We start from the raw sequence: 12,136 nt of genomic DNA on the forward strand, positions 1-12,136 counted from the left end.
AAGCCCTTTCGGGTCTCGTTCATGGTGTCGTATTTGATTTTATCTTCTGTCACGAGAATGCCGATAGGCGCACTCAAAAATAAAAAGGGCTGCTCGAAAGCAGCCCTTTGGGTCGCGCTGTGCTATTCAGCGATTGAACACGTACATCGTGACTTCAAAGCCAAAGCGCATTTCGGTGTATTCGGGTTTGGTCCACATGGCAAAGCTCCTTATTAAGAGAGTTAATCCACTTCATCGGGCATCGAGGCCGTTCATCACGACCATGGAATGTATTCTGGGTCAACCCGCTCCCCATCCCCACAAGAAAACCCTGAAATCCGACTCATGATTTTCATTAGATTTTGCTAATCCCGAAAAATCTAATATATCATTTATAATCAAAGATCTACGAGACCAGCCCGGATGGCAATGATAGCCAGTTCAGCCGAATTCGACGCTCCGAGCTTTTGCTTGATGTTGTACAGGTGAGTGCCGATGGTACGCGGGCTGAGCGACATGACTTCGGCGATATCGGCGACCGATTGGCCCTTCGCCAGGGCGAGGAAGACCTTGAATTCCTTTTCGCTCAGCATATCGAGCGGATTGCGCTCGCCATTGAGTTGCTGCATGGCAAGTTGCTGCGCAATCTCCGGTTCCAGAAAAGTTTTGCCTTGATGCACCTGCCGGATTGCCTGCATCAAGGCCTCCGCCGCGCTACGCTTGGTGAGATAGCCGGCGGCACCGGCCTTCAGCACTCTGCGCGCGTGCATCGCATCCTCGTGGGCGGAAAGTACCAGAATGCGTGCTGCAGGCTCGCGCGCCAGAATACGGTCGATCGCTTCGAGGCCACCGATTCCAGGCATGGATATATCCATGACCACCACGTCCGGCCTGACTTCCGGATATTTGCGACAGGCATCTTCCCCGCTTTCCGACTCGGCGACTACCCTGATATCGGAAGAGCCCTCGAGAAGCAAGCGAAAGCCCATGCGTACCACGGCGTGATCGTCGACAAGCATCACGCTGATGTTCCCGATTGCCAATTTATTCTCCACTGTGGGCCCTTCCGCTATGCCGCCTCGGTATCGCGAGAGCCAAACGGCGGTGTCTTAACTGGTATGACGGCCGTTACCATCACGCCCTCTCCAGGGGTGCTGTCGATGCGGAATTCACCGTCAAGCGCTTGAACGCGTTCGCGCATCCCTATCAGACCGAAGCGCGTCGCTTCGCTTTCGGCGCGCTGTACAACTCCTTTTCCGTTGTCGCGCACTACTACCCGGACGACATCTCCACGCGGATGATCGCCGCATCGCGCCACGAGGATGTCCGAACGTGTCGCGACAGCATGGCGAATGACGTTGGTCAGGCATTCCTGAACGATACGATACACGGTGATGTTGATGGTTTCGCCCAACCCCTCGAGCGTGCCTTCGAGACGCAGATCACACGCAATGTCCGGGTGCCTTTCGCGCCATGCCGAGACGGTATCCCTCAGCGTTTCGCTCAATCCCAGGTGATCGAGCGCGGTAGGCCGGAGCTGGCGAATAATGCCGTGTACAACATCGTAGATGTGCGAGGCGACCGATACGATGGTTTGCGCATTTTCGTGAGTATCCGGCGCAGTTTCGCGGGCACGATTGGATATCGCAGTGCCTATGGTCTTGATGGCCGTCACGCATTGCCCGAGTTCGTCATGCAGTTCCCGCGCAATGCTGCGGCGCTCTTCCTCGAGACGACTTTGTATTGCACGCGTCAACTGGCGATTCTGTTCCAGTTCTCGTTCGGCCTGCTGCACCATCTTGTGCTCGGTGATATCGCGCATGCTGCAGATTTCGCCGATGACCTCATCGTTCAGGGGGTCGATCAGCGGCGCCGCAGAGAGCGCAACGTCGACTATCCGTCCATCTTTGGTCAGGCGTTGGGTTTCAATCATCTCGATCAGGGCACGTCGCTTCACGGTATCGAGATTTTCCTGAATTTCTCCATGTCGTTCCGGTGTGGTTAAAAGTGTGGCGGAGCGTCCGACGATCTCCTCCATCCGGAAGCCGAACATCCGTTCGGCCGCGGGGTTCCAGAAGGAAATCCGCCCCTCCAGATCGTGAATGATGATCGCATCGCTGGACTGCTTCGCCACCAGCGCCAGTCTTCTATTTTCGGCGAGACTCTCTTCGAGGTTTTGTGCCATACGGTTGAAGACGTGACCGATCGAATCGAATTCAGGCGAACCGAAGAACGGCAGGCGTGTTTCGAATCTTCCCTTTTCCATCAGCGACAATCCGCCGAGAATTTTTCCGACCGGTCGCAACGAGCGCCCCAGCAGCCAGAACACGACGACGTTGACCAGAACGAAGAATCCGAGCATAAGCCAGAAAAACTGTTTGAGGTCGTCCCATGCATCGAGCACGGCGCGGGACGGGTCCGGCGTTATTACCACGCTTCCATTCAGAAGATTCAACCGGAAATCGCTTAATTTGGGTTTGACAAGATCGGTAAACCACTGCGGTGCCCAGCGTCCGCGCTTGTAGACTGGCGGTGGTGAAGTATAGAGAAGGTTGTCATTGCCGTCGTAGAGCCTAATCTCGTTTGCCCTCACTCTGCCCACGCGCTGCAGGAAGGACAACAGAATCTGGTTGTGGGATGTGTCCTGAATGCTTGGACGCGTGTTCGCTATCACCGTTTCCAGCAACTGCGCGGTAACCCGGGTTCCCGCCTCCATTTCCTCTCGGATCGAGCGACGAGTTTCTTCGATCAGTAGATTCCCGGTCGCAATGGTAAACGCGACGATCACCAGAGTAATGACCAGGTTGATTCGAACACGCAAGCTCATATTGCGCATCGATTCAGGGCTGGATACGAGCACGCATGCGCCGGGTCGCAGCGCATAACGCCGCCGCAATTTCCGGCTGCAGCGCTGAATGGCCGCCGGTGGCGACTATGCGCAGTTCGGAGCCCTCAATGCCCTGCGCTACAGCGGCCGCAGCCACGGGGCGACAGACCATATCCAATCTCCCTTGCACGATGGTCACAGGCTTGGTTCCTATCCGCCAAAGATTATCGGGCAATTCATTCGGTTGCAGGAAGAAGTCGTTGGCAAGGAAATGCAGTTGAACCCTTACGCGCGCCAGGATTTCCTGCTGCGATGCCGCGCCTGCAGATGCGGATGGATTTGCGGGTTCCATGACTCTCGCTTCATAGTCGCACCAGCGTTTCGCCGCTGCCAGCGCGACTTCTTGCTCAGGACTATCTGTCTGGCGTCGATAGTGTTCGACGAGAGACCCAACTGCGTCGCGGGCAAACTCCACCCAGGCCTCAGGAACGAAGCCCCGGACGCCGGACAGAAACCAGTCCACCTCCGCACGACTGCCTAAGAATACGCCGCGCAATATCATTCCAGCGACTTGATCAGCATGCGACAGCGCATAAGCAAGACTCAGCGTGCTGCCCCATGAACCGCCGAACAACAACCAGCGCTCGACCTTCAGATGCCGCCGCAACCTATCCATGTCGGCTATCAGATGCGGCGTTGTGTTTTCGGAGAGTGAACCAAGCGGTGTGCTTTGGCCGCAACCGCGCTGATCGAACAGTATGATGCGATAGAAATCGGGATCGAAGAATCTGCGATGCGCGGGACGCGACTGGCTACCCGGACCGCCATGAACAAAAATCACCGGAATCCCGTGCGGATTTCCGCTTTCCTCGAAATAGACTCGATGACCGCCGCCGACATCGAGCAGATCGCGACGGTAAGGCTCGATCGGCGGGTAAAAAGCTTCACCGACGGCCTGATTCTGGTCTACGACCATGGCCAGGTTGTTAGAGAGATCAGGAGTCCAATCTGAACTTGATCGGCACGACGACCCAGACCGGGACCGGCTGTTCACCCCTCTTGACAGGCACGAATTTCCAGTTCTGCACCGCAGCCTGCGCGGCCTTGTCCAGTCTCGGAAAACCGGAACTTTGTTTGAGTTCGACAGTGACCGCATCGCCCGTTATGGTGACAAATACCCGCAACAGCACGGTGCCCTGCTCGCTCAGGTGGCGCGACATGTTTGGATACGACGGCTTGGGATTGCGCAGATAGATTGCCGCCAGCATTTGGGAGGTCATGGTGACCTCCTCTGGCTCATCCGCTGACTGTCGGGGCGCCACGGTAATCGGCTTTGGTTCGGGGACAGTAACGATCGCCGTCGCCGGCGGGCTGGGGGGCGCCTGCGGACTCGGCGGTACCGGCACTTCGGCAATGGCACGCGGCGGTGGCTCTGGTCGGGGCTCGATTTTCGGTTCGGGCTTGATCTCCACTCTGGGCTCGGCCTTGGGTTCCGGACGCAGTTCTGGCTTCGGCACCACAAACTCCGGCTTCGGTTCAGCACGCGGTGCCCGAATGATCTCTGCGAGAGGAACCGCGGGTGCCTCGGGTTGCGGTTGTCGCAACAGCGGTTCGGGCGTTGGCCCGGGTAGCGGTTGTCGCACTATCGGCTCGGGAATAGATTCAACCTTCGGCTCTACGGTTTTCGGTGGAACGACCGGCTTTTCCTGAATACGTGGAATCGGGGGTGCTGCCTCCGGGACGATCTCCACCTCCAATACCCGCGGCGTCTCAATCGGGATGGAGCGGAAACCGGGTACAAATGCGATCAAGGCCGCGTGGATCACCACCGAGACGGCAAACGCCACCTTGAAGGGGCGCTCGCGGTACCAGTCGGTCATTGGCGAGGGGAAATAAGTACCTCTGTCGAGAGCGGCGTCAGACATGTTCGAAGGGTAGAGAAGCCGTTGAGGTAAGTAAAGTTGAGCCGCCAAACTAATGAAAATCATGATGCCGAATTGGTGATTTTCGTAGGGGCCAGAAGCTCGGACTTTCCGGAGAATGGCATTGACTCACCGGACAATGTACCCGCTGCCAGTCTGGCAGCAGACTTGGTCTGGTGATTCGGCAGCTTCGGGAAACATCCCGCTGATTCTACAATTTAAACTTCTGGAGAAAACTATGTGGAGCAAGCCTGAGTACACCGAAATGCGTTTCGGCTTCGAAGTCACGATGTACATCGCCAACCGCTAAGTTAACAGCGTTGGGCTTGGCCAAAAGCCCCATCACGGGGCTTTTGTCTTTCTTGCGGGGCCTTTCAGCGAACCAATGGCGATGAGAATAAGGGTATTGGGCGCATCGGCAGGCGGCGGGTTTCCGCAGTGGAACTGCAATTGCCGCAACTGCGACGGCGTGCGCAAGGGCAATCTGCGTGCCACGCCGCGCACGCAATCTTCAATCGCGGTCAGCGCCGACAACATCAACTGGATCCTGTTCAACGCTTCTCCCGATCTGCTCGCGCAATACAAAGGTTTTGCTGAGCTGCAACCCGGCCGGGCGATTCGCGATACGGCAATCCGCTCCGTCGTACTGATGGACGCGCAAATAGACCACACCACCGGCCTGCTGATGCTGCGCGAAGGACGCCCACTGGAAATCTATTGCACGGACATGGCGCGCGAAGACCTCAGCACCGGCAATCCCCTGTTCAAGATTCTGGGGCACTATTGCGGCGTAAACTGGCACAAGGTCCCAACCGGACGCGGCAACAGCTTTCCGGTGATCGGCGCCGAGGAACTCACCTTTACTGCGGTACCGTTGAAGAGCAATGCGCCCCCTTATTCGCCGCACCGCGACAACCCGCATGAGGGCGACAATATCGGCATGCGCATCGCCGACCCGCGCTCTGGGAAAGTATTGTTCTATGCACCCGGACTCGGAGAGATCGAACCCCACCTCGAACCATTCCTCGAAGAAGCGGATGTCCTGATGGTGGATGGTACATTCTGGACGGACGACGAAATGATCAGACTTGGCCTCTCCAAAAAACACGCCCGCGACATCGGTCACCTGCCGCAATCGGGAGCCGGCGGCATGATCGAAGTGCTTAAGCCGTTGAAAGCGTCGCGCAAGATCCTCATCCACATCAACAACACCAACCCCATCCTCGACGAGGACTCGGACGAACGCAGGCAGCTCGCCAGCGCGGGCATCGAAGTCGCGTATGACGGCATGGACGTGAAGCTCTGAGCTGGAGAAGAACATGGGTGCCGCCGACAATCTGCCGTGGAACAAGCAGGAATTCGAAGCCGAACTGCGCGCCAAGGGCAAGCGCTATCACATCCATCACCCGTTCCACATCGCCATGAACAGCGGCAAGTGCACTCGGGAACAGGTGCAGGGCTGGGTTTATAACCGCTTCTACTATCAGATCAGCATCCCGATCAAGGACGCGGCCGTTCTCGCCAACATGCCCGATCGCGATCAGCGCCGAAAATGGATTCAGCGCATTATCGATCACGACGGCATAGAGGGGCAGGAAGGCGGCATCGAAGCCTGGTTGCGGCTCGCCGAGGCCTGCGGTCTCAGGCGCGAAGATGTCACCTCGCTCAAATACGTGCTGCCGGGGGTGCGTTTCGCCGTGGATGCCTATGTCAACTTCGCGCGACGCGCCCCGTGGCAGGAAGCAGCCTGCTCCTCGTTAACCGAATTGTTCGCGCCGGAAATCCACAAGAGGCGGCTGGAGAACTGGCCGCAACACTATCCGTGGATAGAGCCGGAAGGCTATGCCTACTTCCGCAAGCGCCTGTCGGAAGCCCGCCGCGATGTCGAACACGGTCTGCAGATCACGCTCGAGTATTTTAAAACGCGCGCGGAGCAGGAACGTGCACTGGGCATCCTGCAGTTCAAGCTCGACGTGCTGTGGAGCATGCTCGATGCAATGCAGATCAACTACGGCATCGGTGACACCCGGCATGTCTGAAACCGCGCCATTCACGGACGACACGGTATTCGAACTGCAGCGCCACTTCCGCTTTCAGTGGGAACCGGCACAACAGGGTTTCGTACTGCTTTACCCGGAGGGCATGGTGAAACTGCCCGGCAGCTCCGGCGAAATCATGAAGCGGATCGACGGCAAATTAACCGTGCGCGGTATCGTCGAAGATTTGCAAACCACATTTCCCGGTACGGACCTGCGAGGGGACGTCATCGGATTCCTGGAGCATGTACATGGAAAAGGCTGGATCCGTCCCAAGCAAGCCGGGTAATCCGCTGTGGTTGCTGGCTGAAGTCACGTACAAGTGCCCTTTGCACTGCGTGTTCTGCTACAACCCGGTGGACTACACGCGTTACGGCGAAGAGTTGTCAACCGGCGACTGGCTGCGGGTGTTGCGGCAGGGGCGCGAACTCGGCGCCACGCAGCTCGGGTTTTCGGGGGGCGAGCCGCTGGTACGCGACGATCTCGAAATCATGGTTTCCGAGGCGCGCAAGCTCGGCTATTACTCGAACCTGATCACCTCGGGGGTCGGCCTCAACGAGAAGCGCATTGCCGCTTTCAAGGAGGGCGGGCTCGATCACATCCAGCTTTCGTTCCAGGATTCGACCCGGGAAATGAACGATTTCCTGTCGAGCACCAAGACCTTCGATCTGAAGCAGAAAGTGGCGAAGCTGATCAAGCAGTACGACTACCCTATGGTGCTCAATTGCGTTCTGCACCGCCACAACATCGATCACGTGCAGCAGATACTGGAAATGGCCGAAGCCATGGATGCCGAGTACGTGGAGCTGGCCAACACCCAGTATTACGGCTGGGCGTACGTCAACCGGGATCAGCTGCTGCCGACGCGCGACCAACTCAAGCGCGCCGAGGAGGTGACCAACAAGTTCCGCGAACGTGTGGGCAACAAAATGCGGATCTTCTTCGTGGTCCCCGATTATTACGAAGAACGCCCGAAGGCATGCATGAACGGCTGGGGGGCGCTGTTCCTCACCATAACCGCCGACGGCCTGGCACTTCCCTGTCATGAGGCGCGCATGCTGCCGGGGCTCGCCTTTCCGAACGTGCGCGAACACGACCTAGACTGGATTTGGTACGACTCTCCCGGCTTCAATGCCTATCGCGGCGATTCCTGGATGAAGGAGCCCTGCCGTTCCTGTCCGGAAAAAGTGAAGGACTTCGGCGGCTGCCGCTGCCAGGCCTACATGCTGACCGGCGATGCGACCAACACCGATCCCGTATGCGGATTGTCGCCCCTGCATCATCTGGTCACCGACGTGGTCGACAAGGCCCAAACGCCTGCGCTGAAAGTCGACGTTAAACCAATCCTGTTCCGCGACGACAAGAATTCCCGCGCCTTGAGCAAGACGCCGGTCTAGTCCACACTCTCGCGCCATGAACCCGGCGCCACCTACCCTGTTGGCCGTAAATGCCAGCGGCCTCGTCAAGCGTTACGGCGATGTACTCGCCGTCAACGGCCTCGATCTCGAAATCCCGGCAGGGCAATTCTTCGGGCTGCTCGGGCCGAACGGCTCCGGCAAGACTTCCACGATCCACATGCTTGCCACACTTATTCGCCCAACCGGTGGCAACGCAACCGTATTCGGGAACGATGTTGTAAGCGATGCCGTGGCAACTCGTGCTTCGATCGGCCTCGTGTTCCAGGAATCAGCGCTCGACCGCACTTTGTCCATCGCGGAAAACCTGCGCTTCGCCGGTCTGCTCTACAACCTGCCTTCCAAGGTCATCGAAGAACGCGCCGCGGAACTCCTCGAACTGTTCGGGCTGGCGGACAAACGCAACCGGCCGGTCGGATCGCTGTCGGGCGGCATGCGCCGCGCGCTGGATATCGTGCGCGGTGTCATTCACCATCCGAAAATTCTCTTCCTCGACGAGCCGACCATCGGACTCGATCTGCCGAACCGCCGCAAGATATGGCGTTTCATCGAAAATCTGCGTGCACAGACCGGGATGACCGTCCTGCTCACCACCCACTACCTTGAGGAAGCCGACAGTTGCGACCGGGTCGCTTTCCTCAAAAGCGGCAAACTCGTGAGAAGCGGATCCCCGGCCCAGATGGTTGCAAGCCTCGGACGGTACATCGTCGAAATCGAAAGCCCCGATGTCGAAACGCTCGCGCAACGGCTCGCGCCGGCGTTCGGGACCTGCCTGCGCGATGGCGATGTCGCCTGTTTCCGTTACGCGGACGACGACGTCACACGCCTGGCCGGCCTGCAATCCGAACCCGGCATTCAGGTCCGCGCGTTGCGCTGGCGGCAGCCGAATCTCAACGACGTATTCCTGTGGGTCGCGGAAGGGAAGGCGTGATGGCGCACTGGCGGCCGGTCTATGCGGTGCTCGAGCGCGAGGTGGTGCGCATGTTCCGCCAGCGCACCCGGCTGGTATCCGCGATGGTGCGCCCATTGATCTGGCTGTTCGTGATCGGTGCGGGTTTCGGTACGGTACTGCAACAGTCCGGTGGCGTCAGCTACCAGCAATTCCTCGTGCCGGGGGTTTTGGGGATGACGATGCTGTTCGGTGCCATGCTCGCGGCGCTGACGATGATATACGATAAGGAATCCGGCGTGATGCGCATGCTGATCGTGGCGCCCTTCCCTCACTATTGGATCGTCGTCGCCAAGATGCTGGCGGCCGCGCTCGCCGCCATTCTGCAGGCATTGTTGCTGTTGATTTTGCTCGCCGCGCTGGGTTATCTGGATTCGCAAATCCGCTTCGGCCCGCTGGCGTTAGGACTGCTGGCGACCTCGGCAGCTTGTGCAGGCATCGGCATGCTGGTGGCTGCGTTCACGCGCACGCTGGATAATTTCGCGGCCATCATGAATTTCGTCATCTTCCCGGTGTTTTTCCTCTCCGGGTCCTTGTATCCGGTAAGCCACCTGCCCACTGCGCTCAAGATTGTGGCCCTGCTCAATCCCTACACCTACGGGGTGGACCTGCTCAAGCATGCCGTGCTCGGCGTGCTTCCTTCCGGAATGGGAGCGGATTTTGCGATATCGACCAACATCGCAGTGCTGGCCGGATTTACTGCAGCCGCATTGGTTGTTGCAAGCTGGCGATTCTCCCGCGAGAGTGCCTACGAGCCGATGATCCACATCCTCACCGGGAAACGCGACGGTTGAAACAAGAAACGCCGCCGGCGTGGCGATCAATGGTGATGTCCTTCCGGACCGTGCACGTGGCCATGATGGAGTTCTTCGCGAGTGGCGGCACGCACTTCGGTCACGGTGCCGGAAAACACCAGCGTCTGTCCGGCCAGCGGATGGTTGCCATCGACGACGACCATGTCATCCGCGATTTCCGTCACCGTGTAAAGGGTGTAATCGTTGGAGCCCTCGATCGCGCCTTCGAATTGCATGCCGACCGAAATGTTTTCCGGAAACAGATTTTTCGGCTCGGTGCGCACCATGTTCGCTTCGTATTCCCCGAAGGCGTCGTCCGGCTCAAGCGTCACCTTGCAGTTATCGCCGACACTTTTGCCCTGGAGCGCGCTTTCGACTAATGGAAAGATGCCGTCATACGCGCCATGGAGATAGGTGATGGGTGCCTTGGTTTTTTCGATCACCTTGCCACTGGCATCCGACAACTCATAGTTCAGAGACACAACCGTATCCTTGCCGATCTGCATGCTCACTTCAACTCCTTGACCAGGTTTAAAACATCTGACGCATGTCCGCGCGCACTGACTCGATAAAGAATATGCCGCACCGCGCCGTTCTTGTCGATGACGAAAGTCGAGCGTACGATGCAACGCTTCTTTACCTTCCCGTCCACTTCCTTTTCCTGTAGCACGCCATACTGCTCGCAGACCTCGCCTTCCGCATCCGCCAGCAGCTGCACTGCAAGGCCGTGCTTGTCACGGAAGGCGCCGTGGCTCATGCAATCGTCCATGCTCACGCCCAGCACTACAGTGTCGAGATCGAGAAATTCATCCTGGAGATCGCTGAAATCGATGGCTTCCAGCGTGCAGCCCGGCGTGTCATCTTTCGGATAAAAATACAGCACTACATTGTTGACGCCGCGATAGCCACTCAGACTCACTACATTCATATCGCCATCGGGCAGCTCGAAGGTGGGCGCGGATTGACCTACTTTCAGCATGAACAACTCCGATCACGTTCAGGGTGGATTCTAACCGATTTCAAAAGCGCGAATATCGCGCCTTCGCGCTGACTCGCGGCGATAAAATGACGAACGTGGACAAACAACTTCTCGGCGGCCTCTCCGCCACGACATTCCTGCGGCGCCACTGGCAAAAGCAACCGCTGCTCGTGCGCGGCGCGATTCCCGGTTTTAACGGCGTACTCGATTTCGGCGACATGGTCGAATTGGCCTGTCGCGACGATTGCGAATCGCGGCTGGTCGTAAGCCACGCCGACCGCTGGGTGGTCGAACATGGCCCCTTCGACCGCAAGAGGTTTTCCAGGCTGCCGCGGCGCAACTGGACGTTGCTGTTGCAGGGCCTCGATCAGAGGCTGCCTGCGGCCCGACAACTGTTGTCGCATTTCGACTTCATCCCGTATAGCCGGCTCGATGATCTGATGGTCAGTTACGCCCCGACAGGGGGCGGCGTGGGTGCGCACTTCGATTCCTACGACGTGTTCTTGTTGCAAGGTCCGGGCCAGCGGCGGTGGCAGGTGAGCCGTCCGCATGATCTGGCGCTGGTGGAAGATGCGCCGCTGAAAATCCTCAAGCGCTTTTCACCCGATGGACAATGCCTGTTGTCTGCGGGCGACATGCTCTATCTGCCGCCGGAGTTTGCCCACGACGGCGTTGCAGTGGATACCTGTCATACGTACTCGATCGGCTTCCGTGCACCTTCGCATCGCGAACTCATGTCCCAGTTCCTGATCTTCCTGGAAGAGAGGCTGGACGGCGTCGGTCGCTACAACGACCCGGATTTATCCGTGCAGACGCACCCGGCGCGGCTGGGCGCAGGCATGATCGGGAAAGTCGAGCGCATTCTGGGCGACATTAGCTGGACGCGACGCGACGTAGCTAATTTTCTTGGCAGCTATCTGACCGAACCCAAGCCGCACGTCCTGTTCGCGCCGCCGCGCAAACCGCTTTCGGCAATCGCCTTTTCACGCGCCTTGCGCCGTGATGGCGCGGAACTGGCTCTTGCATCCCTGATGCTCTACGGGAAGGCGAATCTTTTCATCAACGGCGAGCAATACAAAATGAACAAGGTTCTGGCAACGCCGATGCGCCGGCTTGCCGATGCGCGCCGGTTACCGGGGCACCGGATTCCATTGAAAGGCCCGGTCACCGATATGCTTTACCGCTGGTATCGCGCCGGTTATATTTGTTTGTCCAAATCAGGCCCCGCAGACTGA

General features: G+C 58.3%; 15 protein-coding genes. 8 read left to right on the forward strand and 7 right to left on the reverse strand.

Annotated elements, in window-relative coordinates; genetic code table 11:
- Positions 1-126 precede the first annotated feature (126 nt).
- The 5 genes from pqqA (HY067_00840) to HY067_00860 form a co-directional block, all read right to left on the reverse strand.
- Positions 127-198 carry a pyrroloquinoline quinone precursor peptide PqqA gene (gene pqqA / locus HY067_00840; protein MBI3526496.1) on the reverse strand — a complete coding sequence of 24 codons (72 nt, stop codon included), beginning with the start codon at positions 196-198 and terminating at the stop codon, positions 127-129.
- 179 nt (positions 199-377) lie between these two features.
- Positions 378-998 (reverse strand): response regulator transcription factor, encoded by a 621-nt coding sequence (locus HY067_00845; GenBank protein ID MBI3526497.1) that lies wholly within the window; start codon positions 996-998, stop codon positions 378-380.
- A gap of 50 nt (positions 999-1,048) precedes the next feature.
- On the reverse strand, positions 1,049-2,815 hold the full coding sequence (locus HY067_00850) for a PAS domain S-box protein (GenBank protein MBI3526498.1): 1,767 nt from the start codon (positions 2,813-2,815) through the stop codon (positions 1,049-1,051).
- A 4-nt stretch (positions 2,816-2,819) separates the two neighbouring features.
- A complete protein-coding gene (gene pip, locus HY067_00855) occupies positions 2,820-3,782 on the reverse strand; it encodes a prolyl aminopeptidase (protein MBI3526499.1) in 963 nt (320 codons plus the stop codon).
- A 19-nt stretch (positions 3,783-3,801) separates the two neighbouring features.
- A complete protein-coding gene (locus HY067_00860) occupies positions 3,802-4,731 on the reverse strand; it encodes a TonB family protein (GenBank protein ID MBI3526500.1) in 930 nt (309 codons plus the stop codon).
- A gap of 235 nt (positions 4,732-4,966) precedes the next feature.
- Here HY067_00860 and pqqA (HY067_00865) point away from each other — a divergent pair, with 235 nt between their 5' ends.
- The 7 genes from pqqA (HY067_00865) to HY067_00895 all read left to right on the forward strand — a co-directional run bounded on the left by pqqA (HY067_00865) (position 4,967) and on the right by HY067_00895 (position 9,922).
- Positions 4,967-5,038 (forward strand): pyrroloquinoline quinone precursor peptide PqqA, encoded by a 72-nt coding sequence (gene pqqA / locus HY067_00865; GenBank protein ID MBI3526501.1) that lies wholly within the window; start codon positions 4,967-4,969, stop codon positions 5,036-5,038.
- A gap of 81 nt (positions 5,039-5,119) precedes the next feature.
- Positions 5,120-6,034 carry a pyrroloquinoline quinone biosynthesis protein PqqB gene (gene pqqB / locus HY067_00870; protein ID MBI3526502.1) on the forward strand — a complete coding sequence of 305 codons (915 nt, stop codon included), beginning with the start codon at positions 5,120-5,122 and terminating at the stop codon, positions 6,032-6,034.
- A 13-nt stretch (positions 6,035-6,047) separates the two neighbouring features.
- Positions 6,048-6,767 carry a pyrroloquinoline-quinone synthase PqqC gene (gene pqqC / locus HY067_00875; protein MBI3526503.1) on the forward strand — a complete coding sequence of 240 codons (720 nt, stop codon included), beginning with the start codon at positions 6,048-6,050 and terminating at the stop codon, positions 6,765-6,767.
- Entirely contained in the window at positions 6,760-7,053 is a 294-nt protein-coding gene (pqqD, locus tag HY067_00880) for a pyrroloquinoline quinone biosynthesis peptide chaperone PqqD (GenBank protein MBI3526504.1), read from the forward strand. Before pqqC ends, pqqD begins: the two co-directional genes overlap by 8 nt.
- Positions 7,010-8,161, forward strand: coding sequence for a pyrroloquinoline quinone biosynthesis protein PqqE (gene pqqE, locus HY067_00885; GenBank protein MBI3526505.1), 1,152 nt, complete (start codon positions 7,010-7,012; stop codon positions 8,159-8,161). Before pqqD ends, pqqE begins: the two co-directional genes overlap by 44 nt.
- A 16-nt stretch (positions 8,162-8,177) precedes the next feature.
- Positions 8,178-9,110: an ATP-binding cassette domain-containing protein gene (locus HY067_00890; GenBank protein MBI3526506.1), complete on the forward strand. Its 933-nt coding sequence runs from the start codon at positions 8,178-8,180 to the stop codon at positions 9,108-9,110.
- Positions 9,110-9,922 (forward strand): ABC transporter permease, encoded by an 813-nt coding sequence (locus tag HY067_00895; protein ID MBI3526507.1) that lies wholly within the window; start codon positions 9,110-9,112, stop codon positions 9,920-9,922. The genes HY067_00890 and HY067_00895 overlap by 1 nt, the downstream gene beginning before the upstream one ends.
- Before the next feature lie 26 nt (positions 9,923-9,948).
- Here HY067_00895 and HY067_00900 read toward each other — a convergent pair whose 3' ends face one another.
- Complete coding sequence (locus HY067_00900) at positions 9,949-10,428, reverse strand: peptidylprolyl isomerase (protein ID MBI3526508.1); 480 nt, start codon at positions 10,426-10,428, stop codon at positions 9,949-9,951.
- A 2-nt stretch (positions 10,429-10,430) separates the two neighbouring features.
- Positions 10,431-10,901 carry a peroxiredoxin gene (locus HY067_00905; protein ID MBI3526509.1) on the reverse strand — a complete coding sequence of 157 codons (471 nt, stop codon included), beginning with the start codon at positions 10,899-10,901 and terminating at the stop codon, positions 10,431-10,433.
- Positions 10,902-10,996: 95 nt separating this feature from the next.
- On the opposite strand from HY067_00905, the gene HY067_00910 reads away from it, so the two are divergent.
- Positions 10,997-12,136 (forward strand): cupin domain-containing protein, encoded by a 1,140-nt coding sequence (locus tag HY067_00910; GenBank protein ID MBI3526510.1) that lies wholly within the window; start codon positions 10,997-10,999, stop codon positions 12,134-12,136.

Source organism: Betaproteobacteria bacterium, assembly GCA_016194905.1.
In the GTDB taxonomy this organism is placed as follows: Bacteria; Pseudomonadota; Gammaproteobacteria; order Burkholderiales; family JACQAP01; genus JACQAP01.